Source organism: Mycetohabitans sp. B46 (assembly GCF_037389205.1).
Taxonomy (GTDB): domain Bacteria; phylum Pseudomonadota; class Gammaproteobacteria; order Burkholderiales; family Burkholderiaceae; genus Mycetohabitans.
This window is the reverse complement of record NZ_JADBGL010000006.1, coordinates 87,077-110,050: the sequence shown is the minus strand read 5'-3', so window position 1 is coordinate 110,050 and position 22,974 is coordinate 87,077. Positions and strand designations below refer to the sequence as shown.

At 62.9% G+C, this 22,974-nt stretch carries 28 protein-coding genes and 1 pseudogene; 28 read left to right on the top strand and 1 reads right to left on the bottom strand.

The features are described 5' to 3' along the window. Positions 1 to 59: 59 nt before the first annotated feature. From IHE30_RS08405 to tatC, 28 genes and pseudogenes are all read left to right on the top strand, one after another. Positions 60 to 1,184 carry an FAD-dependent oxidoreductase gene (locus IHE30_RS08405; RefSeq protein WP_337690033.1) on the top strand — a complete coding sequence of 375 codons (1,125 nt, stop codon included), beginning with the start codon at positions 60 to 62 and terminating at the stop codon, positions 1,182 to 1,184. Between the two features lie 3 nt (positions 1,185 to 1,187). Further along, entirely contained in the window at positions 1,188 to 1,385 is a 198-nt protein-coding gene (thiS, locus tag IHE30_RS08400; protein ID WP_237070154.1) for a sulfur carrier protein ThiS, read from the top strand. A 68-nt stretch (positions 1,386 to 1,453) separates the two neighbouring features. Beyond that, positions 1,454 to 2,311 (top strand): thiazole synthase, encoded by an 858-nt coding sequence (locus IHE30_RS08395; RefSeq protein ID WP_337689898.1) that lies wholly within the window; start codon positions 1,454 to 1,456, stop codon positions 2,309 to 2,311. Further along, complete coding sequence (thiE, locus tag IHE30_RS08390; RefSeq protein WP_337689897.1) at positions 2,308 to 3,432, top strand: thiamine phosphate synthase; 1,125 nt, start codon at positions 2,308 to 2,310, stop codon at positions 3,430 to 3,432. Before IHE30_RS08395 ends, thiE begins: the two co-directional genes overlap by 4 nt. Before the next feature lie 128 nt (positions 3,433 to 3,560). Then, positions 3,561 to 4,406 carry an ABC transporter ATP-binding protein gene (locus IHE30_RS08385; RefSeq protein WP_337689896.1) on the top strand — a complete coding sequence of 282 codons (846 nt, stop codon included), beginning with the start codon at positions 3,561 to 3,563 and terminating at the stop codon, positions 4,404 to 4,406. Between the two features lie 3 nt (positions 4,407 to 4,409). Continuing rightward, positions 4,410 to 5,177, top strand: coding sequence for a lipid asymmetry maintenance ABC transporter permease subunit MlaE (mlaE, locus tag IHE30_RS08380; protein WP_337689895.1), 768 nt, complete (start codon positions 4,410 to 4,412; stop codon positions 5,175 to 5,177). 86 nt (positions 5,178 to 5,263) lie between these two features. Continuing rightward, positions 5,264 to 5,848, top strand: coding sequence for an outer membrane lipid asymmetry maintenance protein MlaD (mlaD, locus tag IHE30_RS08375; RefSeq protein WP_337689894.1), 585 nt, complete (start codon positions 5,264 to 5,266; stop codon positions 5,846 to 5,848). A gap of 11 nt (positions 5,849 to 5,859) precedes the next feature. Further along, the gene (locus IHE30_RS08370) at positions 5,860 to 6,963 is read left to right on the top strand and encodes an MlaA family lipoprotein (protein WP_337689893.1); all 1,104 of its coding nucleotides are present in this window, start codon (positions 5,860 to 5,862) and stop codon (positions 6,961 to 6,963) included. A 100-nt stretch (positions 6,964 to 7,063) separates the two neighbouring features. Beyond that, positions 7,064 to 7,702, top strand: a complete 639-nt coding sequence (locus tag IHE30_RS08365; RefSeq protein WP_337689892.1) for an MlaC/ttg2D family ABC transporter substrate-binding protein — start codon at positions 7,064 to 7,066, stop codon at positions 7,700 to 7,702. Then, positions 7,699 to 7,974, top strand: a complete 276-nt coding sequence (locus IHE30_RS08360) for an STAS domain-containing protein (protein WP_337689891.1) — start codon at positions 7,699 to 7,701, stop codon at positions 7,972 to 7,974. Before IHE30_RS08365 ends, IHE30_RS08360 begins: the two co-directional genes overlap by 4 nt. Before the next feature lie 179 nt (positions 7,975 to 8,153). Next, positions 8,154 to 9,080 carry an ABC transporter ATP-binding protein gene (locus tag IHE30_RS08355; RefSeq protein WP_337689890.1) on the top strand — a complete coding sequence of 309 codons (927 nt, stop codon included), beginning with the start codon at positions 8,154 to 8,156 and terminating at the stop codon, positions 9,078 to 9,080. After that, the gene (locus IHE30_RS08350) at positions 9,077 to 9,832 is read left to right on the top strand and encodes an ABC transporter permease (protein WP_337689889.1); all 756 of its coding nucleotides are present in this window, start codon (positions 9,077 to 9,079) and stop codon (positions 9,830 to 9,832) included. Before IHE30_RS08355 ends, IHE30_RS08350 begins: the two co-directional genes overlap by 4 nt. Before the next feature lie 78 nt (positions 9,833 to 9,910). Then, positions 9,911 to 10,150 (top strand): BolA family protein, encoded by a 240-nt coding sequence (locus tag IHE30_RS08345; RefSeq protein ID WP_337689888.1) that lies wholly within the window; start codon positions 9,911 to 9,913, stop codon positions 10,148 to 10,150. 114 nt (positions 10,151 to 10,264) lie between these two features. Further along, positions 10,265 to 11,509: pseudogene (gene murA, locus IHE30_RS08340) on the top strand (UDP-N-acetylglucosamine 1-carboxyvinyltransferase); the annotation flags it as partial. A 179-nt stretch (positions 11,510 to 11,688) separates the two neighbouring features. Beyond that, positions 11,689 to 12,417, top strand: a complete 729-nt coding sequence (gene hisG, locus IHE30_RS08335) for an ATP phosphoribosyltransferase (RefSeq protein ID WP_337690031.1) — start codon at positions 11,689 to 11,691, stop codon at positions 12,415 to 12,417. A gap of 30 nt (positions 12,418 to 12,447) precedes the next feature. Continuing rightward, the gene (gene hisD / locus IHE30_RS08330) at positions 12,448 to 13,770 is read left to right on the top strand and encodes a histidinol dehydrogenase (protein ID WP_337689887.1); all 1,323 of its coding nucleotides are present in this window, start codon (positions 12,448 to 12,450) and stop codon (positions 13,768 to 13,770) included. 40 nt (positions 13,771 to 13,810) lie between these two features. Further along, positions 13,811 to 14,881, top strand: a complete 1,071-nt coding sequence (hisC, locus tag IHE30_RS08325) for a histidinol-phosphate transaminase (protein ID WP_337689886.1) — start codon at positions 13,811 to 13,813, stop codon at positions 14,879 to 14,881. Between the two features lie 49 nt (positions 14,882 to 14,930). After that, positions 14,931 to 15,518: an imidazoleglycerol-phosphate dehydratase HisB gene (gene hisB, locus IHE30_RS08320; RefSeq protein ID WP_337689885.1), complete on the top strand. Its 588-nt coding sequence runs from the start codon at positions 14,931 to 14,933 to the stop codon at positions 15,516 to 15,518. A 380-nt stretch (positions 15,519 to 15,898) separates the two neighbouring features. Beyond that, positions 15,899 to 16,540 (top strand): imidazole glycerol phosphate synthase subunit HisH, encoded by a 642-nt coding sequence (hisH, locus tag IHE30_RS08315; protein WP_337689884.1) that lies wholly within the window; start codon positions 15,899 to 15,901, stop codon positions 16,538 to 16,540. 245 nt (positions 16,541 to 16,785) lie between these two features. Further along, entirely contained in the window at positions 16,786 to 17,535 is a 750-nt protein-coding gene (gene hisA / locus IHE30_RS08310) for a 1-(5-phosphoribosyl)-5-[(5-phosphoribosylamino)methylideneamino]imidazole-4-carboxamide isomerase (RefSeq protein ID WP_337689883.1), read from the top strand. A gap of 84 nt (positions 17,536 to 17,619) precedes the next feature. After that, entirely contained in the window at positions 17,620 to 18,393 is a 774-nt protein-coding gene (hisF, locus tag IHE30_RS08305) for an imidazole glycerol phosphate synthase subunit HisF (RefSeq protein WP_337689882.1), read from the top strand. Beyond that, positions 18,393 to 18,794 carry a phosphoribosyl-AMP cyclohydrolase gene (hisI, locus tag IHE30_RS08300; RefSeq protein WP_337689881.1) on the top strand — a complete coding sequence of 134 codons (402 nt, stop codon included), beginning with the start codon at positions 18,393 to 18,395 and terminating at the stop codon, positions 18,792 to 18,794. Before hisF ends, hisI begins: the two co-directional genes overlap by 1 nt. Positions 18,795 to 18,835: 41 nt before the next feature. Beyond that, positions 18,836 to 19,216 (top strand): phosphoribosyl-ATP diphosphatase, encoded by a 381-nt coding sequence (locus IHE30_RS08295; RefSeq protein ID WP_337690029.1) that lies wholly within the window; start codon positions 18,836 to 18,838, stop codon positions 19,214 to 19,216. 29 nt (positions 19,217 to 19,245) lie between these two features. Continuing rightward, positions 19,246 to 19,653, top strand: a complete 408-nt coding sequence (locus IHE30_RS08290; RefSeq protein ID WP_337689880.1) for a DUF4870 family protein — start codon at positions 19,246 to 19,248, stop codon at positions 19,651 to 19,653. A 37-nt stretch (positions 19,654 to 19,690) separates the two neighbouring features. Continuing rightward, complete coding sequence (locus tag IHE30_RS08285; RefSeq protein WP_337689879.1) at positions 19,691 to 20,053, top strand: histidine triad nucleotide-binding protein; 363 nt, start codon at positions 19,691 to 19,693, stop codon at positions 20,051 to 20,053. Between the two features lie 31 nt (positions 20,054 to 20,084). Then, positions 20,085 to 20,318, top strand: a complete 234-nt coding sequence (gene tatA, locus IHE30_RS08280) for a Sec-independent protein translocase subunit TatA (RefSeq protein WP_337689878.1) — start codon at positions 20,085 to 20,087, stop codon at positions 20,316 to 20,318. A 33-nt stretch (positions 20,319 to 20,351) separates the two neighbouring features. Continuing rightward, complete coding sequence (gene tatB, locus IHE30_RS08275) at positions 20,352 to 20,879, top strand: Sec-independent protein translocase protein TatB (RefSeq protein ID WP_337689877.1); 528 nt, start codon at positions 20,352 to 20,354, stop codon at positions 20,877 to 20,879. After that, a complete protein-coding gene (gene tatC / locus IHE30_RS08270) occupies positions 20,806 to 21,708 on the top strand; it encodes a twin-arginine translocase subunit TatC (protein WP_337689876.1) in 903 nt (300 codons plus the stop codon). Before tatB ends, tatC begins: the two co-directional genes overlap by 74 nt. Positions 21,709 to 21,764: 56 nt before the next feature. Here the strand turns inward: tatC and IHE30_RS08265 are convergent, their stop codons facing one another. Then, complete coding sequence (locus IHE30_RS08265; RefSeq protein ID WP_337689875.1) at positions 21,765 to 22,964, bottom strand: Do family serine endopeptidase; 1,200 nt, start codon at positions 22,962 to 22,964, stop codon at positions 21,765 to 21,767. Positions 22,965 to 22,974 lie beyond the last annotated feature (10 nt).

Below are 22,974 nucleotides of genomic sequence, written 5' to 3'. Positions count from 1 at the left end.
ATGCGATTGCCGTGCACCGATCCGACCCCTCTTCAGAAACCGCGTGCCGCGCCGCGCCGATGCCCGATGTCGCAGTCTTGGGTGGTGGCTTGTCCGGTCGTCTCATTGCGTGGCGGCTCGCGCGCGCGGGCCATCATGTCGCGCTGTATGAGCAAGGCGAGCCGAGCGGACGCAGTGCGGCAGCGTGGGTCGCCGCGGCTATGCTCGCGCCGCTGGCTGAAGCGGCCAGTGCCGAGCCGTTGTTGGTGGAGTTGGGCGCCGCGTCGCTCGAGCGCTGGGCCGAATGGCTGCCGCAGCTGCCACAACCCGTGTTCTTCCAACGCAACGGCACACTGATTGTCTGGCATGCGGCTGATCGGGCCGAATGGCCCTTGTTCGAGCAGCGCGTGCGCGTGAACGCGCCCATGACGATGCTGCGCGACGGCATTGTCGCACTGCACGGCGCTCAGGTCACGCAAGCCGAGCCGGCGCTTGGTACGCGCTTTCACGACGCGCGCCTGCTGCCCGGCGAGGGGCAACTGGACAACCGCCAGTTGCTGGCGGCGCTGGGCGCCGCACTCGACGAGTTGCATGTTGACACGCACTGGCATACCTGCGTGCGCGAGGATGCCCTGCCTGCTGCCGGTCTAGTGATCGATTGCCGTGGACTGGGTGCAAAGCGGGCCTGGTCTGGCCTGCGCGGGCTGCGGGGCGAAGTCGCGCGGGTTCATGCGCCGGGCATTGGTCTGAGCCGGCCGGTGCGTCTGCTGCATCCGCGCTATCCGTTGTATATCGCGCCCAAGCAGGACGACTACTATGTGATTGGGGCCACCGAGATCGAGGGCGAAGACATGTCGCCGGTGAGTGTGCGCTCGGCGCTTGAGTTGTTGTCGGCGGCCTATTCGCTGCATCCCGCCTTCGGCGAGGGCCGGATCCTCGAGCTGAACGCGCATTGCCGGCCCACCCTGCCGGACCATCGTCCTGCGCTGTCGTGGGATGGTGCGTCGGTGCTGCGCGTCAATGGCCTGTACCGCCACGGCTATATGATTGCGCCTGAGGTGGCGCGCGAAGCCGTGGCGCTCGCGCACGCGTTGCTCGATGCGCAGGTGCGCGATCCGGACGGCTTCGACGCATGGCGTGCCGCCTCGCGCTGGCCGATGCTTTACCGTGCGGCTGCGTTGCAGCCGTGCTCAACTGACGCATGAATCATGGATATCCAAATCAACAACCAGCCTTTCTCGTTGCCCGACGATGCGCGCCTTGCCGACGCGCTGGCCTCGTATGGTGCCGTGCCGCCGTACGCGGTCGCGATCAACGGCGAATTCGTGCCGCGCGCGCAGCATCCTGCGCGCGCGCTCACGCAAGGTGACCGAATCGACGTCGTCAAGCCCGTGGCAGGCGGATGACGCATTGGCGGCATGCCGCGCGAGCTGACAACCTGACCTATGGGTCACCGAAATGAACGGAGACAATGATGCATTCGCTTTCCACCGCCGACGCGCTAATCCTGTATGGACAACCCTTCGCAAGCCGCCTATTGCTCGGCACTTCGCGCTATCCGTCGCTGCATGCGCTCGAGGCCTCGCTCGTGGCCGCGCGGCCCGCGATGGTCACCGTCGCGTTGCGGCGCCAGTTGGCTGCGCAGGGCGACGCCGACGTCGGTTTCTTTGACGCGCTGAAGCGCCGGGGCGTCACGCTGCTGCCCAACACCGCCGGCTGCCATGCCGTGAAAGAGGCGGTGACGACCGCGCAGATGGCCCGCGAAGTGTTTGAGACCGATTGGATCAAACTCGAACTGATTGGGGACGACTACACGTTGCAGCCGGATCCAGTCGGTTTAATCGAGGCGGCCGACATCCTCGTGCGGGACGGCTTTAAGGTACTGCCGTATTGCACGGAAGACCTCGTTGTCGCGCGGCGACTACTCGACGTCGGCTGCGAGGCGTTGATGCCGTGGGGCGCTCCGATTGGCACTGGTAAGGGGGTAGTGAACCCGTATGGACTCAAGTTGCTGCGTGAGCGCCTGACGGGCGTGCCGCTGATCGTCGACGCCGGCCTGGGTGTGCCGTCGCACGCATGCCAGGTGATGGAATGGGGGTTCGACGCTGTGCTGCTCAACACGGCGGTGTCGCAGGCGGCGCAGCCCGAGGCGATGGCGCGGGCATTCGCGAGTGCGGTCGAGGCGGGTCGCGAAGCGTACTTGGCTGGGCCGATGCCGGAGCGCGACAGCGCGCACGCGAGTACGCCGGTGGTCGGCATGCCATTCTGGCACCAGGACGACTATCGCGCGCCGGAGGGTGCCGCTGTCCCGCCCTCGGATGAGCGGGCATGAGCGACGCCTTCCTGCGGGAGCGCGAGGTTTTTTATCCGCCTGCGGATGAACTGCTGGAGGCGGCCGAGCGTATCCGCGCACGGTTGGGTGATGGGTCGCGCATCAGCCAGTCGGTGCGGATCTGTCTCGCGCCGCCGCCGCAGCCGGGACCCGGTGACGTGATCGTAGCGACCGATGCGCAGCCGCATGCGGCCGATACCGCGCGCTGGGTGGCTGCCGGCGCCGCGGTACTGGACGCGTCGGCGCGTGCCATGCGGTTGCATCAGGGCGATGCGGTCCGCACGTTGGAGGCCGCACCGTGCGACGACTGGATCGCGGCGTTCGCCGCGTTCATCGATTGTGGCTGCGCGCTGCACGATGCGCTGTGCCTCGCCTTAGCGTGGCGGCAGGGCGACGAGCATGCGCAAGATCCATGGCCGTGCGATGTGTCGCGCTTTCCGCGCGTGCGGGGGTTGCCCGATGCGCCGGTGCAGCCATTCGCCGCGTGCCCGGCAGCGCTCGGTTTGTATCCGGTGGTGCCGACGGCCGACTGGATCGAGCGGCTGCTAGCGCTCGGCGTGCGTACCGTGCAACTGCGCCGCAAGGTTGACGGGGCGGGTGACGCGGCAGATTCGCGCAAGTTAGCCGTGCTGCGGGCCGACGTGCGCCGCGCCGTTGCGGCGGCACGCCGCTATGACGACGCACGCGTGTTCATCAACGACCACTGGCAATTGGCGCTGGACGAAGGCGCCTATGGCGTGCACCTGGGCCAGGAGGATTTGCCGCGCGCGGACATGGGTGCGCTGGCGCACGCGGGACTGCGGCTGGGTCTGTCCTCGCACGGATACTACGAGATTTTGGTGGCGCTGCACTTCAAGCCGAGCTATATCGCGCTGGGTGCGGTGTTTCCGACCACCACCAAGGCGATGCCCAGCGTGCCGCAAGGGCTTGCGCGACTCGCACGCTACGTGCGGCTCCTGGACGGCGTGGTGCCCTGCGTGGCAATCGGTGGCATCGACCTGCAGACGCTGGACGACGTGCTGGCCACCGGTGTACGCGGTGCCGCGCTCGTGCGCGCGGTCACGCAAGCCCAGGATGTCGACAAAGCAGTCTTTGCGTTGCAAAGAAAGTTTATCCGATAATGTAAGGCTTGCCTGCCATTGCCCTACGCCGCGAAGGTGGCGTGTAAGCGGTCTCGCGCACAGTCCACGTCGGGGTTTCAGGCGGCAGATCCGCTTTAGGCCCTATAATCCGCGTTCCGTGCCTTTTGATGACTGCCTACGTGCCGCCAACCGCCTCCGATATTCTGCTTGAGCTTCGCGACGTTGCTTTCGGCTACAGCGCTGAGCGACTCGTGCTCCAGAATCTGAACATGCGTTTCAAGCGTGGACAGGTGGTTGCGATCATGGGCGGCTCTGGGTGCGGCAAGACAACGGTGTTGCGGCTCATCGGTGCCCTGGTGCGTGCCAACCGAGGCCAGGTGCTGTTCCGCGGCGAGGACGTCGGTGCAATGGACCCCCAGGCGGTCTACGCGGCGCGGCGCAGGATGGGCATGTTGTTCCAGTTCGGGGCGTTGTTTACTGACATGTCGGTGTTCGACAATGTCGCATTCCCGCTGCGCGAGCATACGGATCTGCCAGAGGCGCTGATTCGCGATCTCGTGTTGATGAAACTCAACGCGGTTGGCTTGCGCGGCGCCCGCGACTTGGCGCCGTCCGAAGTCTCGGGCGGCATGGCGCGCCGGGTCGCGCTGGCCCGGGCGATTGCGCTTGACCCCGAGCTGATGATGTACGATGAGCCGTTCGCGGGACTTGATCCGATCTCGCTGGGCATTACCGCGAACCTGATTCGCACCCTCAATACCGCGCTCGGCGCGACGTCGATCCTCGTGACGCACGATGTGCCGGAGTCGTTTGCGATCGCGGACTACGTGTATTTCATTGCGAATGGACGGGTGCTCGCCGAGGGTACGCCCGCGCAGTTGCGCGCGTCGCAGGATCCAAGCGTGCGGCAGTTTATCGACGGCGCGCCTGACGGTCCCTTTCATTTTCACTATGCGAGCGCGCCGCTGGAGGTGGACTTCGGTCTCGGCGCTGCGCCGCGCGCAGGAGAGTAGCGCATGATCGCCACGGTCGGCCGCGCCGTTCTCGACGGCCTTTCACGCACGGGCTACGGCGCCCGTATGTTCGCGCGGCTTGCGTCGGAGTGCTTCCCATTGCTGCGGCGCCCGCGCACCGTCATCCAGCAGATTCACTTTCTGGGTAATTATTCACTCGTCATCATCGCTGTTTCGGGGTTGTTCGTCGGCTTCGTGCTGGGCTTGCAGGGCTACAACACGCTGAATCGCTACGGCTCCGAGCAGGCGCTTGGGCTGTTGGTTGCGCTGTCGCTGGTGCGCGAGCTTGGGCCAGTGGTCACTGCGCTACTGTTCGCGGGACGCGCCGGCACGTCGCTGACCGCGGAGATTGGCCTGATGAAGGCGGGCGAGCAACTGACTGCGATGGAAATGATGGCCGTGGATCCGATCCGGGTCGTCGTCGCACCGCGATTCTGGGCTGGCGTGATCGCGATGCCGATCCTGGCGGCGATCTTCAGCGCGGTCGGCATCGTCGGCGGGTATTTTGTCGGTGTGATATTGATCGGCGTGGACCCCGGTGCGTTTTGGTCCCAAATGCAATCGGGCGTTGACCTACGGCAGGACATCGGCAATGGCGTGATCAAGAGCGTCGTGTTTGGCTTTGCGGTGACCTTCGTTGCGTTGTTCCAAGGCTATGAAGCCAAGCCGACCCCCGAAGGCGTGTCGCGCGCGACGACCAAGACGGTCGTGTTCGCATCGCTGGCGGTACTCGGGCTGGACTTTTTGCTGACCGCGCTGATGTTCAATTGATGAATGGGCTCGGCGCCATGGCGCGCCGGCACGACTGCGTGCGCGATCCCCGTATAGCACGCAGCGGTAATAGCTATTCCGATGGGATGACGATGAAGAAAAACGCTCTGGACTTCTGGGTCGGCTTGTTCGTGGTGCTCGGCTTTGTTGCGCTGCTGTTCCTGGCGCTCAAGGCGGGCAATATGAGTGCGCTGTCGTTTCAATCCACCTACTCGGTGAAAATGAAGTTTGACAACATCGGCGGACTGAAGCCACGCGCGGCGGTCAAGAGTGCCGGCGTGATGGTGGGCCGCGTGCAGAGCATTGGGTTCGATACGCAGACTTACCAGGCATTGGTCACGATCGACGTATTTAAGCCGTACACGTTCCCGAAGGACTCGTCGGCCAAGATCCTCACCTCGGGTCTACTCGGCGAACAGTACATCGGCCTGGATCCGGGGGGCGACGAACAGCTGCTCAAGGATGGTGACACGCTCACGATGACGCAGTCCGCGATCGTGCTGGAAAACCTGATCGGCCAATTCCTGTACAGCAAGGCGGCGGACGCTGGTGCGAGCAAGCCCGCCACGCCTGCCGCACCCGCGGCGGCCCCGGCAGCACCCGGGCCTGCCGCGGCCAGCCCGGGTGCATCTCAAACCCAAGTCGCGCCGGCAAGCGCGACGGCAAACTGAGGGGAAGCAGCATGACAACGATGCGAGCCACCGTCGTGGCCGCGGCCGCTGCGATAGCGCTGGGCGGTTGTGCGACGGTGAAGACGCCGTCGAAGCAAGACCCGCTGGAAGGGTTTAACCGGACGATGTTCGAATTCAACGACACGCTGGACCGCGTGGCGATGAAGCCGGTGGCGCGCGCCTATAACTGGGCGTTGCCTCAATTTGTTCGCGATCGTGTATCGAGCTTCTTCTCGAACATCGGCGATGTGTATATCGCCGCCAACAATTTATTGCAAGGCAAGATCACCGCGGGCACGGAAGACATCATGCGTGTGGCGATCAATAGCACGTTCGGGCTGGGGGGGCTGTTCGACTTTGCCAGCCAGGCCAGGTTGCCGAAGCACCAATCAGACTTCGGCGTCACGTTGGGCCACTATGGCGTGCCGCCGGGCCCGTACCTCGTGTTGCCACTGCTTGGGCCCAGCACCGTGCGCGACGCGGCAGGCCTGCTGGTCGACTGGCAGGGCGACCTGACTGCCTACATGCGTCCGATCTGGTTGCGCACGACGCTATATGGTGTGCGCATCGTCAGCACGCGCGCGGCGTTGCTTGGTGCGACCGACCTGCTGTCTAATGCGGCGCTCGACAAATACTCGTTCGTGCGCAACGCCCATTTGCAACGGCGCCAGTACCTGATTTCGGATGGCAATCCGCCGCCGCCCGCGTACGACGATGAATCGGACGCCGACACCGGTCCGACCGACGATGGCGCACTGACGCCTGGCGCCGAAGGTGCGCCGGCTGCCGGTGCGGCCGGCGGTGCTACTGGAGCTATTGGAACTGCTGGAACTGCTGGAACTGCTGGAACTGCTGGAACTGCTGGCGCCGGCCTTGCCCACCCCGCGGCGATGCGACCGCTGACACCGGCCGCCGCATCGCAGCCCGACGCAGCGCAGCGAGCATCGGTCCCACAACGGCAGGCGCCAACCGGCGCGACCGGGCCGGATGCTGCAGCGGCGCGATCGGCATCGGCTGATACCGTGCAACCGGCATCGCAGACGCACGTGCCGAGCCAGCAGATGCTTCCGCCCGGTGGCCGTCCCTATAGCATTCCGAATCTTCGGTTTAGGTGAACATGGTTCGCGGCGAATGAAACTCGAACTGCGCAATTCGCTCCAATGTTGAACGATCGTTGAAACATAGCGGAAAGAAATCATTGATAGGACTGAGTTGATGAAAAAGTTTTTACTAATTCCCGTCGTTGCCACGTTGCTGTCGTTCAGTGCCGGTGCGTTTGCCGAAGCGCCGGCCATTGAGATGGACACACCGGATGGGCTGGTGAAATCGGTGACGACCGACGTGCTAAGCATCGTGCGCGCCGACCCGTCGATCAAAGCCGGCGACATCGAGCGGATCACGCAGGTCGTCAACCAGAAGGTTCTGCCGTACACCGACTTCGCGAGGACGACGCGTCTGGTCATGGGGCGGCACTGGCGCACCGCGACGCCGCAACAACAGCAGCAGATCGTCGAGCAATTCAAGATGCTGCTGATCCGAACCTATTCTGGGGCCCTGTCGCAAGTTGGCAATCAGGAAATCCGGTATCAGCCGCTGCGCGCGGCGCCGACTGATACCGACGTCGTTGTACGCTCGACGGTGATCAACAATGGCCAGCCGATCGAGCTCGACTATCGGATGGAGAAGACCGCGCATGGCTGGCGGGTCTATGATTTGAATGTCGCCGGTGCGTGGCTCGTGCAGACATACCAGCAACAGTTCAATGAGCAGATCCAGCAACATGGGATCGATGGCTTGATCACCTATCTATCGCAGAAGAATACGCCGGCCGCCGTGGCCAAGAGCCCATCATGACGACCTTTGAAACGGGCCAGGTTCTGACGTTCGCGACGGCGAACGCCGTACTCAAGGCTGGCCTGAACCATATTGCCGGCGGCGCGACCGCTGTGGATTGCGCCCGCCTGCAGCAATTTGATTCGTCGGCGTTGGCGGTATTGCTGGCGTGGCAACGTGAGGCTCGCGCGCGGCGCGCCGCGTCGTTCTCGATCCTGAACTTGCCCGACGGATTGGCTAGCCTTGCCCAGGCCTACGGCGTCCAGGCGCTGGTTTCGTCCGGCCGACATTGACGCTGTCACGTTGTTTCAGGTGACGGCGTGGACCACGCGGCCGAACGGTCCCCTCGCGGCGACCCGCCGATTTCGCCTATAATCAACTGTTTTTTAGGCCGTCAAGAGGCCATTGCCCGCTCGCGACGCATGCACAGGCGGGCCCGCAAACCCTGCCGGCGCTGTCGTGCCGCACACTCATGCCAGCCATAGAAATTCACAACGTCAAGAAGCGCTATCGCGATTTGCAGGCGCTCAAAGGCGTGTCGTTTACCGTCGAGGATGGCGAGTTCTTCGGATTGCTTGGCCCCAACGGCGCAGGCAAGACGACGCTGATCAGCATGCTTGCGGGTCTGGCGCGCGCGGACGAAGGAACGATCGCAGTACGTGGCCACGATGTCGTGACGGACTTCAGGCGCGCGCGGCGCGCGCTTGGCGTAGTGCCTCAAGAGTTGGTATTCGATCCCTTTTTTACCGTACGTGAATGCCTTCGTCTCCAGTCCGGCTATTTCGGTTTAGCCCGCAACGACGACTGGATCGACGAGGTGATGGCCAATCTGGACCTGACCGAGAAGGCGCACGTCAACATGCGTGCGTTGTCCGGCGGCATGAAGCGGCGCGTCCTAGTCGCGCAGGCGCTCGTACATCGGCCGCCAGTGATCGTGCTGGACGAGCCGACCGCGGGCGTGGACGTGGAATTGCGCCAGACGCTGTGGAAATTCATCTCGCGGCTCAACCGCCAAGGGCATACGATCGTGTTGACCACACATTATCTGGAAGAGGCCGAGGCGCTGTGCGACCGCATCGCTATGCTGCGCCGTGGCGAGATGGTGGCGCTCGAGCGCACTGCGGCGTTGCTGCAGCGCTGCAGCGGACTGCAGTTGTTCGTGCGCGTGAGCGCGGGCAGGGTGCCGGCGCAGGTCAGGGCCCTAGAGATCGGCACGCCCGACCCGGCGGGTCGGCAGCATCTGCTGCGGCTGGACGCGTATGACGACGTGGAGCCGATTCTTGCGCAATGCCGTGCGGCCGGCTGCCGGTTCGACGAGATCGACGTGCGCAAGGCCGACCTGGAAGATGTGTTCGTGCAGATCATGAATGCGCCCGAGGTCGTGGAGGGGCTAGCATGACCGGCTTCAGGACGCTGTTCTACAAAGAAGTGCTACGGTTCTGGAAGGTGGCCTTCCAGACCGTGCTGGCCCCGATGATGACCGCGCTGTTGTACCTGACCATCTTTGGCCACGCGTTGCGTGGTCATGTCCAGGTTTATCCTGGCGTCGAGTACACGAGCTTCCTCATCCCGGGACTGGTCATGATGAGCGTGTTGCAAAATGCGTTTGCGAACAGTTCGTCGTCGTTGATTCAGTCTAAGATCACCGGCAACCTGGTGTTCGTCTTGTTGCCGCCGCTGTCGCACTGGGAGATGTTCTGCGCCTACGTGCTGGCCTCGGTCGTGCGTGGCCTCGCTGTCGGGCTGGGGGTATTCGTCGTGACGATTGCGTTCATCCCGGTGTCGTTCTGCGCACCGCTGTATATCGTCGCGTTCGCCGTGCTTGGCGCGGCGATCCTTGGCACGCTGGGCCTGATTGCCGGGATCTGGGCCGAAAAGTTCGACCAGCTGGCGGCATTCCAGAATTTTCTGATCATGCCGTTGACGTTCCTGTCCGGCGTGTTTTATTCGACGCATACATTGCCGGACCTGTGGCGGCACGTATCGCGCCTGAACCCGTTCTTCTACATGATCGACGGATTTCGCTTCGGCTTCTTCGGTGCGTCTGACGTGGCGCCGCTTACCAGTCTAGCCGTGGTGGGTGGATTTTTTGTCGTCGTCGCGGCATGGGCGGTATGCTTGCTGGCGAGCGGGTACAAGCTGCGCCATTGAGGCATGGGAATCGGTCGAGGCGTCGCGCCTGGCGTGCGTTACGACCCACAATTGAAAGGCTACTGAGAGGGACTTGCGATGTTGCCGACCCCGGAACAAGTCAAGGAATATATTAAAGCCGGTTTGCCGTGCGAGCGCATCGACATCGAAGGCGACGGTCAGCACTTCTTCGCGACGATCGTCAGCTCGGCATTCGAGGGCAAGCATAGGATTGCGCGGCACCAACTCGTCTATGCGGCGCTGGGCGAGCGCATGCGCGAGGAGATCCACGCGTTGAGCATGAAGACGCTGACACCGGCTGAATGGCACAATCGATGAAGCAGGATTTGAGTGCGGATTGAACGAGATAACCCGGGCGTGACGAACAACGCCCCAGCGGCCCAAGCGGTTCACGCGTCGCGCCCGCCGGCCGCACAACGCGGAAGCGAATCAATGGATAAATTGCTGATCGACGGCGGGACCCGTCTCAACGGCGAGATCACAGTGTCCGGCGCTAAGAATGCGACGTTGCCGATCCTGTGCGCCAGCCTGCTGAGCGCGGAGCCGGTTCAGTTGGAGAACGTGCCGAATCTGCAGGACGTGCGTACCACGTTGAAGTTGCTCGGCCAAATGGGGGTGCGCTCGCAGGTGAGCGGCAACGCAGTGACGCTGGACGCGTCGCAGGTCGACAAGCCGGTGGCGCCATACGAGTTGGTCAAGACGATGCGTGCGTCGATTCTCGTGCTCGGGCCGCTGGTGGCGCGTTTCGGTTATGCACAAGTGTCGCTGCCCGGCGGATGTGCGATCGGCGCGCGTCCAGTTGATCAGCATATCAAGGGATTGACCGCGATGGGCGCGCAGATCTCGATCGAGCATGGCTTCATCGATGCGCGGGCGCGACGCTTGAAGGGCGCGCACGTGGTCACCGACATGATTACCGTGACCGGCACGGAGAATTTGCTGATGGCGGCGGTACTCGCGGACGGGGAAACCGTGCTGGAGAACGCAGCGCGTGAACCGGAGGTCACCGACCTGGCGAACCTGCTTGTCGCGATGGGCGCGAGAATCGACGGGATCGGCACGGACCGGCTCGTGGTGCACGGTGTGCCGCGCCTGCACGGCGCGCGCCACGCGGTGATCCCGGACCGCATCGAGGCCGGCACGTTCCTGTGTGCGGCCGCCGCCACGGGTGGCGATGTCACGCTGCGCGGCGTCACCCCGCTGATCCTGGAGGCGGTCATCGATAAGTTGCGCGAGGCGGGCGCGCAAGTGTCGGCTGGTGATGACTGGATCCGTCTGCGGATGCAAGGCCGTGCGCGTGCGGTATCGTTTCGCACCTCCGAGTATCCGGCGTTTCCGACCGACATGCAGGCGCAGTTCATGGCGCTGAACGCCATTGCGACCGGGACGTCACAAGTGGTGGAGACGATTTTCGAGAATCGCTTCATGCATGTGCAGGAACTGAACCGGCTTGGTGCGAACATCACGATCGACGGTAATACGGCGCGGGTGACCGGCGTGGACAAGCTGTCCGGCGCGAAAGTGATGGCCACGGATCTGCGCGCCTCGGCCAGTCTTGTCATTGCCGCGCTGGTGGCCGACGGGCAGACGCTGATCGATCGGATTTATCACCTCGATCGTGGCTATGACCGCATGGAGATCAAGCTGGGCGCGCTGGGCGCCAGTGTCAGCCGTGTTAGCGCGACGGCACCGATCAATACGGACGATGCGCGCCGCGATGCCGCGCAAGATGCCGCAGCAACAGTCTTGCAAGACGCTGCCGCCGTGGCTTCGCAAAATGCCGTCGGGCAGGCGCACGCTGCCACGGAGGGGGACGGTTTGGCCCACGGAGCGGCTGCATGAGCACGCCGGCCAGCATGTCGGGCGCGTTGGCGCCGGCAGTCGGGCCGGGCGTGCCGTTGACGTTGGCACTGTCCAAGGGCCGTATCTTTGAGGAGACGTTGCCGCTGCTGGCGGCGGCTGGGATTACGGTGACCGAGGATCCGGAGTCGTCGCGCAAGTTGATTCTGCCCACCACGGATCCGGGCTTGCGCGTGATCATTGTGCGGGCGACCGACGTGCCGACCTACGTCGAGTACGGTGCAGCCGACTTCGGCGTGGCCGGCAAGGACGTGTTGCTCGAGCATGGTGGCGACGGACTGTACCAACCGATCGACTTGAATATTGCCCGCTGCAGGTTGTCGGTCGCGGTGCCGCAGGGTTTTGACTACGCGAATGCGGTGCGGCAAGGGGCCCGACTGCGGGTGGCCACGAAGTATGTGAGCAGTGCGCGCGAGCATTTTGCGGCCAAGGGCGTGCACGTGGACTTGATCAAGCTGTATGGCTCGATGGAGTTGGCGCCGCTGGTGGGCCTGGCGGACGCGATCGTCGACCTGGTCAGCTCCGGCGGCACGCTGCGTGCGAACAACTTGGTCGAGGTCGAGCCAATCATGGAGATCTCGTCGCGGCTGGTGGTCAACCAGGCTGCGCTCAAGCTCAAGCGTACCAAACTCAAGCCCATTCTCGAAGCGTTCGAGCGCGCCAGCAAGGGTGGAGCGCAAGCCGTGGCCGAGCGCCGCGCAGATATCGGGACGCCCGGCGTGTGATGCCGGCATCACGGGACACAAGGAACTCGTATGGCGATCAAGATCCGCAAACTCGACTCCTCCGATGCCGGTTTCAAGCCGGCGTTGGCGGCCGTGCTCGCATTCGAGGCGAGCGAAGACGAAGCGATTGAGCGCTCGGTCGCGCAGATCTTAGCTGACGTCAAATTACGCGGCGATGCCGCTGTGCTGGAATACACGAAGCGTTTTGACCGGCTGGACGTAAACAGCGTTGCGTCCCTGGAATTGCCGGCTGTCCGGCTGCAGGCGGCACTGGACGCGCTGGAGCCCAAGTGCCGGGCAGCGTTGGAGGCGGCGGCGGCGCGCGTGCACGCGTATCACGACAAGCAGAAGATCGAATGCGGCAGCCACAGCTGGCAGTACACCGAGGCGGATGGCACGGTGCTCGGCCAAAAGGTTACGCCGCTGGACCGCGTCGGCTTATACGTGCCCGGCGGCAAGGCCGCCTACCCGTCGTCGGTGCTGATGAATGCGATTCCGGCGCGTGTGGCCGGCGTGCGCGAAATCGTGATGGTGGTGCCGACGCCGGACGGCGTGGCCAATGACCTCGTGCTGGCTGCCGCGCTGCTCGGCGGCGTGGACCGGGTGTTGACCATCGGGGGCGCCCAGGCCATCGGCGCACTTGCCTACGGTACGGACACGATCCCGGCTGTGGACAAGATCTGCGGACCGGGTAATGCCTACGTTGCTGCCGCCAAACGCCGGGTGTTCGGCACGGTCGGCATCGACATGATCGCGGGTCCGTCGGAGATTCTGGTGTTGTGCGATGGCACCACCGATCCGCGTTGGGTCGCGATGGATCTGTTTTCACAGGCCGAGCACGATGAACTCGCGCAGTCGATCCTGTTGTGTCCGGACGCTGCCTTCATCCGGCGCGTCGAGGAAGCGATCGACCAGTTGATCGGGACGCTGCCGCGGCGCGACGTGATCACCCGCTCGCTGCAGGATCGCGGCGCGCTGATCAAGGTCCGGGACATGGCTGAAGCATGCGCGATCGCCAACGACATCGCGCCGGAGCACCTGGAGGTGTCGGCGCTCGAGCCGCATCAATGGGTGCAGCACATTCGCCACGCTGGCGCGATCTTTCTCGGCCGCTATACGAGCGAGAGTCTCGGCGACTATTGTGCGGGTCCGAACCACGTGCTGCCGACTTCCCGTACCGCGCGTTTTTCGTCGCCGTTGGGCGTGTATGACTTCCTGAAGCGCTCGAGCGTGATTGAGGTGAGCGCCGAAGGGGCGCAGACGCTCGGTGAAATTGCCGCGGAACTCGCGTATGGCGAGGGCTTGCAGGCGCACGCGCGCAGCGCCGAGTATCGGATGAAGACCGGCGGCTGAGTGCACGGGCGGGCAGGCGGGACAGCTTAGACACCAGACTATGACGATACCCCAGGACATCATCCGCGCGGACGTGCTTGCAATGACGAGCTATCCGGTACCGGATGCCACCGGCTTGATCAAGCTGGACGCAATGGAAAACCCCTACGCGCTGCCGCAGCCGCTTGCGGACCGGCTCGGCGAGCGGCTTGCACAGGTTGCGTTGAACCGCTACCCGATGCCGCGCCCCGGCGCGCTGCTGGATAAGCTCAAGCGTGCGATGCAGGTGCCGGTTGATTGCGACGTGCTGCTGGGCAACGGCTCGGACGAATTGATCAGCCTGATTGCGACCGCGTGCGCGAAGCCGGGCGCCAAGATCCTGGCGCCGGTGCCCGGCTTCGTGATGTACGCGATGTCGGCCAAGCTCGCCCATCTGGAATTCGTTGGCGTGCCGTTGAACGCCGATCTAACGCTGGACGTGGGCGCGATGCTGGAGGCCGTCGCCGCGCACCAGCCCGCAGTGATTTATCTGGCCTACCCGAACAATCCGACCGGCACGCTGTTCGACGATGCGGATCTTGAGCGGGTCGTGCGCGCGGCCGACCGGTCGTTGGTGGTCATCGACGAGGCGTATCAACCGTTTGCGCAGCGCAGCTGGATGTCGCGGGCCGGCGAGTTCGACAACGTGGTGGTCATGCGCACCGTCTCCAAGCTAGGCCTGGCCGGTATCCGGCTCGGCTATCTGGTTGGCTTGCCACCCTGGATCAACGAACTCGACAAGGTGCGTCCCCCCTACAACACCAACGTGCTGACGCAGGCGACGGTCGATTTTATGCTCGATCACCTGGACGTGCTCGATGCGCAGGCCGCTGAGTTGCGTGCCGAGCGGGCGCGACTTGCCGAGGCGATCGGCGCATTGCCGGGTGCTCACGTGTTTCCGAGTGCGGGGAATTTCCTGCTGGTGCGCGTGCCGGATGCCGCCGCGGTGTTCGATGCGCTGCTCGGCGCACGAATTCTGATTAAAAACGTGAGTAAAATGCATCCATTGCTGGCTGAGTGCGTGCGGATCACGGTCAGCACGCCGGATGAGAATGCACAATTGCTAGCTGCGTTGAGCAATGTACTGGTTTGATCGCGTGCGAGTCGCTGTTTAACTTTTTCCGCCATTTTCAGGAATATCCATGCGTATTGCGGAAGTCGTGCGCAACACGAGCGAAACGCAGATCCGGGTGAAGGTCAATCTGGACGGTACTGGCCAGCAGAAGCTGAACACCGGGGTGCCGTTTCTTGACCACATGCTGGACCAAATTGCCCGTCACGGCTTAATCGATCTCGAGGTCGACGCGCTCGGCGATTGGCACATCGACGACCACCATACGGTCGAGGACACCGGCATCACGCTAGGCCAGGCTGTCGCCAAGGCGATCGGCGAGCGCAAGGGTATCCGTCGCTACGGCCACGCGTACGTACCGCTAGACGAAGCATTGTCCCGCGTCGTCATTGATTTTTCCGGACGCCCGGGGCTGGAGTTTCATATCCCGTTCACGCGCGCGCGGATCGGCAACTTCGATGTCGATCTAACGATCGAGTTTTTCCGCGGCTTCGTCAATCATGCCGGCGTCACGCTACATATTGACAACCTGCGCGGCCTAAACGCGCATCACCAGGTCGAGACCGCGTTCAAGGCATTCGGCCGGGCGCTGCGCATGGCCGCCGAGATCGATGAGCGCGCGGCCGGACAGATTCCGTCGACTAAGGGCAGTCTGTAGATCAGATTGCAACCGTGGCTCAACCGCGCGTTGCCGCAGACCAGGCCGGCGGGCGAGCGAGCGCTACCGCGGTACCGCGATGGATTCTCTTAATCGTTCAACTTGCTGCTTGCGCTAATCAATCCGGTCGGCGCGGTGCCATTGGCTTGAGCCTGACCGCAAACCAGAGCGCGGTGGAGAAGCGCCGCCGGGGAGAAGAATCGCACGATACGCGTCGCTATCGGTGGTCTGCGTAATCACGGTATCGGCCACGCTTGGCGAGCGGATTGGGCTGAAAACACGGCTACTGGGATTCCGGTAGCCGTTGAGCAGCTCGCGGGGCGGGCGGTGCGGCCACCCCGCGAGGATTGGGGACGGATGTGTATCAGAAGCGGGTCTGCATGAAAACTTTGATAGCGATTGTCGATTACGGGATGGGCAACCTGCGCTCGGTCTGGCAGGCGATGTTGCGCGCCGCGCCGGAGGCCGACGTGCAAGTGGTTAGCGATGTACACAAGCTGCGCGCCGCGCACCGCGTGGTACTGCCCGGCCAAGGGGCGATGCGCGATTGCATGGCATCGCTGGCCGCCTCGGGGTTGCGGGACGCGGTGCTGGATGCGACGCGCACCAAGCCGGTCCTAGGCGTGTGTGTCGGCGAGCAAATGCTGTTCGACTGGAGCGAGGAGGCCGATACGAAGGGTTTGGGCGTGCTGGCCGGCAAGTGCCTGCGCTTTCAATTGGATGGCAAGCTGCAGGACGATGGCTCGCGCTTCAAGGTGCCGCAGATGGGCTGGAACCAGGTGCGGCAGAGCCGACCTCACCCGCTGTGGGAGGGCATCACCGATCACAGCTTCTTCTATTTCGTGCACAGCTATTATGTGGTACCCGACAACGCGTTTGATACCGTGGGGGAAACTGTGTACGGCGCGCCGTTTACGTCCGCGGTAGCACGGGATAACATTTTCGCCACCCAGTTCCATCCTGAAAAAAGTGCGGAAGCCGGGTTGCGGCTGTATCGTAATTTTGTCCAGTGGAATCCGTGACGATTGTCCGATGCCGGTGCTCGGCGTCTGGTGCTCGGTATCTGGTGTCTGGCATCTGGTGTCCGGTATCCGGTATCCGGTATCCGGTATCCGGTATCCGGTGGCGCGCAGCCCGGCCTTTGGCATTGAGTTGCGCGCCGGCCAGGTCCGCCTGACAACTTGTACTAAACTAGCGAAAACCTGCCGTCACACCACAACGTGGTGGTAGCCCATGAATTCTTCACCCAGACTGACACGCGATAGTTATGTTGCTCATCCCGGCCATCGACCTCAAGGACGGTCAATGTGTGCGCCTGAAACAAGGCGATATGGACCAGGTGACGGTCTTTTCCGAGGACCCGGCGGCCATGGCCCGTCACTGGGTGGACAACGGTGCACGTCGGCTTCATTTGGTCGACTTGAACGGCGCGTTTGCCGGCAAGCCGACGAACGAAGAAGCGATCCGCTCGATCATCGCCGAGGTCGGTGATGAGATGCCGGTGCAGCTCGGTGGCGGGATTCGCGACCTCAATACGATTGAGCGATACCTGGACGATGGACTGTCGTATGTGATCATCGGCACGGCCGCGGTGAAGAACCCGGGATTCCTGCGGGATGCGTGCAGTGCATTCGGCGGCCATATCATCGTTGGGCTGGACGCGAAGGACGGCAAAGTGGCCACGGACGGCTGGAGCAAGCTGACCGGGCACGAGGTGATCGACCTGGCGCGCAAATTCGAGGATTACGGCGTCGAGGCGATCGTCTATACCGATATCGGCCGCGACGGCATGTTGCAGGGCATCAACATCGAGGCGACCGTGCGCCTCGCGCAGGCGGTCAAGATTCCGGTGATCGCCAGCGGCGGGCTGTCGAACCTGGCCGACATCGACGCGCTGTGCGCCGTCGAAGACGAAGGGATCGAAGGTGTGATTTGTGGGCGCGCGATCTATTCCGGCGAGCTTGATTTCACGGCCGCGCAGAACCTTGCCGATTCACTGCGCGAGTCTCGCGCTTGAGGCTGCGGCGCGCGCCGCGGGTCGGCTGCCCGTGCGCCGCCGTCGCGCTGGTCACACGCGTTTCACTTTTCAGCATCGACTTTCATGGCTTTACCGAAACGCATTATTCCGTGTCTTGACGTGACTGCCGGACGGGTCGTCAAGGGCGTCAATTTCGTCGAACTGCGCGACGCTGGCGATCCGGTCGAGATCGCGCGGCGCTACGACGAGCAAGGGGCCGACGAACTCACGTTTCTGGACATTACCGCGACGTCCGACGGGCGTGACCTGATTTTGCCGATCATCGAATCGGTTGCCGCGCAGGTGTTCATCCCGTTGACGGTTGGCGGTGGCGTGCGCACCACCGAGGACGTCCGACGGCTGCTTAACGCAGGCGCCGACAAAGTCAGCGTCAATTCCACCGCGGTGGCTAATCCGCAGTTTGTCCGCGACGTGAGCGAGCGCTACGGTTCGCAGTGCATCGTCGTCGCGATCGACGCGAAGCAAGTCGGCGATTCACATGCGGTGCCGCGTTGGGAGGTGTTGACGCACGGCGGCCGCAAGGCGACTGGACTCGACGCGGTGCAATGGGCGCGCCAGATGGCGCAGCTCGGGGCCGGCGAGATTTTGCTGACCAGCATGGACCGGGATGGTACCAAGCGTGGATTCGATCTGGCGCTCACGCGCGCGGTATCGGACGCGGTGTCGGTGCCGGTTATCGCCTCGGGTGGCGTGGGTTCGCTGCAGCATCTGGCCGATGGGGTGACCGATGGCCACGCGGATGCGGTACTGGCTGCTAGCATTTTCCACTATGGCGAATACACGGTCGGTGACGCGAAGCGGTTCATGGTCGAACGTGGCATTGCAGTGAGGCAGTAATGGGCGGCAATGACTGGCTGGATAAGGTGAAATGGGGCGCGAACGGCTTGGTGCCGGTGATCGCGCAGGAAGCGTCGAGCAACGATGTGTTGATGTTCGCGTGGATGAACCGTGAAGCGTTAGCTAAGACCATTGAGCTGGGACGCGCTGTCTACTTTTCCCGCTCGCGCAACAAGCTGTGGTTCAAGGGCGAGGCATCCGGCCATGTGCAGCACGTGCGCGAAGTGCGGCTGGACTGCGACGAGGATGTCGTGCTGTTGAAGGTCGAGCAGGTCTCTGGCATTGCCTGCCATACCGGTCGGCATTCGTGTTTTTTTCAGAAATTCGAAGGCACTGTGGACGACGGAGGATGGATATCGATCGACCCCGTGCTGAAAGATCCGGAAAGCATCTATCCATGACCCACAATACTCAACCTGCGCTGCAGCGGACGGCTGACGCCATGAGTCCGCGGGACGCGAACGATGCGCTGCACGACGTGCTGCTGCGGCTGGCGGCGACGATCGACGGCCGCAAGGGGGGCGATCCCGAGGCCTCTTATGTCGCGCGACTATTTCACAAGGGCGACGACGCGATTCTGAAAAAGATTGGCGAAGAGGCGACCGAAGTTGTGATGGCAGCCAAGGATGCGCGCCACGGGGGCTCGAGCGCGCCGCTGGTGAACGAGGTGGCCGACCTGTGGTTCCATTGTCTTGTCCTGTTGTCGCATTATGGTGTCGGACCCAATGACGTGCTGACCGAGTTGCAACGCCGCGAGGGCCTGTCGGGCATTGAAGAAAAGGCGTTGCGCAAACGGCGCGAGCGCGAACACAATGGTGATTGAGCCGTGCGGCAGTGCTGTGGAGTGATGCGATGAATGATCCGTTAGATAACAACGAGCGTGTGGTGCACACGGTCCAGCGTGCGCCGTTGGACGAACAGCGACTGCGTTCGCTCAGAACGCTCACCCATTTGTTGTACGCGCTATATGCGTTGTTGTGGTTTACTGGTGGCATATCGGCCTTGATCGCTGTCATCGTCAACTACGTTAAGCGTGACGATGTCGCGCACACGCCGTACGCCGCGCATTTCGATTGGCAAATCCGCACCTTCTGGTGGGGATTGGTGTGGGGCGGCGTGGGCTTCGCCACAATGGTGATCATGATCGGTTTTGCCATCTGGTTCGCTGCCGGCGTCTGGGTACTTTACCGAATCATCAAGGGATGGCTGTATCTGAACGACAACAAGCCGTTGCCGGTGCGACAGCGGGCGGCGGTATGACGGTGGACTGGTTGAACGTGTTGACTGGAAACGTGATATGACGCAATCCGACTGTATCTTTTGCAAGATCGCGAGCGGTGAAGTGCCGAGCAAAAAGGTGTTCGAGAACGACGAATTTGTCGCGTTCCACGATCTGCGGCCGGCAGCAGCCGTGCACGTGCTCGTCATTCCTCGAAAACATATTGAAACGCTGTCCCATTGCACGGAAGACGATGCGCCGCTGCTTGGTAGAATGACAATACTGGTCGCGCGCCTGGCCGAGCAATTGGGTTGCGCGTACACCGGTGGGCAGACCGGTTTCCGGACCGTAATCAACACCGGGCCGGGTGGCGGGCAGGAGGTTTACCACCTGCACGCGCATATCCTTGCCGGCCCGCGGCCGTGGCTGCGTATGGGCTGACACCACACGCAATCAAAATCGGAGAGTTTGTATGGGTTCATTCAGTATTTGGCACTGGCTGATTGTGCTGTTGATCGTGGCGTTGGTGTTCGGCACGAAAAAGCTGCGCAACATCGGCAGCGATCTCGGCGGAGCGGTCAAAGGTTTCAAGGAAGGGATGCGCGACGCAGAAGGGGCCGGTGCCGATTCGCACAAGGAACTGCCACGCTCCGGCACGATCGATGTCGATGCGAAGGAGAAGTCCGGTTCGCGCGATGCGCGTTGAGTGCCCGGCTGACGCGTTGACCGGCTCCCCGCGATGCTCGACTTAGGCCTCAGCAAGATGGCGTTGATCGGCGTTGTTGCGCTGATCGTAATCGGCCCGAAGAAGCTGCCCGGTGTGGCGCGCACCGCGGGCGCCCTATTCGGCCGTGCCCAGCGCTATGTGAACGACGTCAAGGCGGAGGTGATGCGCGAGATCGAGTTGGACGAGTTGCGCAAGATGAAGTCCGACTTCGAGGATGCCGCGCGGAACATGCAAACCTCGATTCACGAGCACGTGCAGCAAGCGCAAACCGAGCTGACCGAGGTCTGGCGCGACGGCACCGGCCCGAACACGGACAGCGCCGAGCAAGGCGTGAGCGCCGGCACGTCGAATTCGATTTGGCACGACTCGTCCAGTGGCGTGATGCGAGCATCGTCGCGCAAAAACTGGCGGGTCAAGCGCACGACGACACCGGTGTGGTACAAACGGGTCGCCGCACGCCGTACCCATGTGCAGTCGGGCGCGGCTCGCGTGGCGCGGCATACGCCGCCAAACCTGCGGCGGCCGATCCGTTTCCTGTGATCCTGTCCCGTTTCCTGTCCACTTCTTTTCTCTGTCCCAGGCCGCTGTGAGCGAAGCCCCGCAAAATCCGCAGAACGAAGGCACCGAAGAAACGTTTATTTCGCACTTGATCGAGTTGCGCACGCGGGTGATTCGTGCCGCCGTCTCGGTGCTGGTGGTGTTCGTATCGCTGGTCTATTGGGCGCCGGACATTTTCCGGTTGCTGGCTCATCCGCTGATGATGAATCTGCCTAAGGGCGGCAAGATGATTGTCACTGACGTCACAGGCTCGTTCTTCGTGCCAATGAAGGTGACGATGCTGGTGGCGTTCGTAATCGCGCTGCCGGTGGTGCTGTACCAGATCTGGGCGTTTGTTGCGCCAGGCTTGTACCAGCATGAGAAAAAGCTCGTGGTGCCGCTGGTTTCGAGCAGCTACGTGTTGTTTCTGTGCGGGATGGCATTCGCGTATTTTGTGGTTTTTCCGACCATCTTCCGCGTCATGGCGCACTACAATGCGCCGCTCGGCGCCGAAATGTCCACGGATATCGACAATTACCTGAGCTTTGTGTTGACGATGTTCATCGCGTTCGGCGTGACGTTCGAAGTGCCGATCGTCGTTGTGCTGCTCGCGAAGTTGAATATGGTGACGGTGAACAAGCTCAAGGAAGTGCGTCCGTACGTGATCGTCGGCGCGTTTGTGGTCTCCGCCATCGTGACGCCGCCCGACGTTTTCTCCCAACTCATCCTCGCGGTGCCGCTGCTCGTGCTATACGAACTCGGGATCATTGCGGCACGGTTGCTGGTCACTCAGCAACCGGACAGCGAGCCCCAAAGCGAAGAGGCCAAATAGCGGCGCGGCGGGCCGCGCGCGCCTTTCTGTTGAGCGCCGCGCGGCGCTGTTCGTCACTAATCGTCGTCGCCGTTGTCCAGCGCTTGCTTGGGCGGTGGCGGGCGCTTGCCGATCGTCACGTCGATGTCCATTTCGTGCGACTTGCGCCACAGGTGTACCTTCGCGACCGTACCGGGCTGAATCAGCGCGATGACGTTGAGCAGGCGCGTCGTGTCGGTGATGTCCTCATCGTTGACCTTTACGAGGATATCGCCCGGCTTGATACCGGCCTTGTCCGCCGGCCCGCCTCGCAGTACGCCCGCCACGATTGCCCCCGATTTCTGCTGCAGACCGAACGAGTCTGCGATTTCCGGCGTCACATCTTGAGGCTCGACGCCAATCCAGCCGCGCGTGACTGTGCCCGTGGTGATGATGCTCTCAAGCACGCTGCGCGCCGTCGACACTGGAATGGCAAAGCCGATTCCCAGCGAGCCGCCGCTGCGGGAATAGATCGCGGTATTGATACCAAGCAAGTTGCCGTTTACATCGACCAGTGCGCCGCCGGAATTACCCGGGTTGATCGGCGCATCGGTCTGAATAAAGTTTTCGAAGGTGTTGATCCCCAGGTGATTGCGTCCGAGCGCACTGATGATGCCCATCGTCACCGTCTGGCCGACCCCGAACGGATTGCCGATCGCCAGCACGACGTCGCCCACGCGTGCATGCTCCATCCGTCCAAGCGTGATTGTCGGTAGGTTGGGTAGACTGATCTTGAGTACCGCCAGATCTGTTTCCGGGTCCACGCCGATCATTTTTGCGCTCGCCGTGCGCCCGTCGGCCAACGCGACCTCAATCTCGTCGGCGCCGTCCACCACGTGCTGGTTCGTTAGAATGTAGCCCTCCGAGCTTACAATGACGCCGGAGCCGAGATTGGACGCGGGCTCCTGGCGTTTGCGCTCGTAATTGCGATCGCCGAAGAAATAGCGAAACAGCGGGTCGTTGGCGCGCGGATCCGGCATCTGAGAGCCGTCCTTGCTGGAAAATACGTTCACCACCGCCGGCATCGCGCGCTGGGCGGCGTCTGCATATGACGTGACCAGTCCGCGGCTCGCCATGCCCGGGGCGACCTCCTGCAGCGCGACGATCGGAGACGCCAGCTGTTGCCCGAGGTTACCTTGGCGCTGCAGCCACTGCGGCTTCAGCGTCGCGACGATGAACATCAACGCGAGCAGTACCGTCACCGCCTGCGCAAAGAACAGCCAAAAGCGTCTAAGCATCTGAATTTAT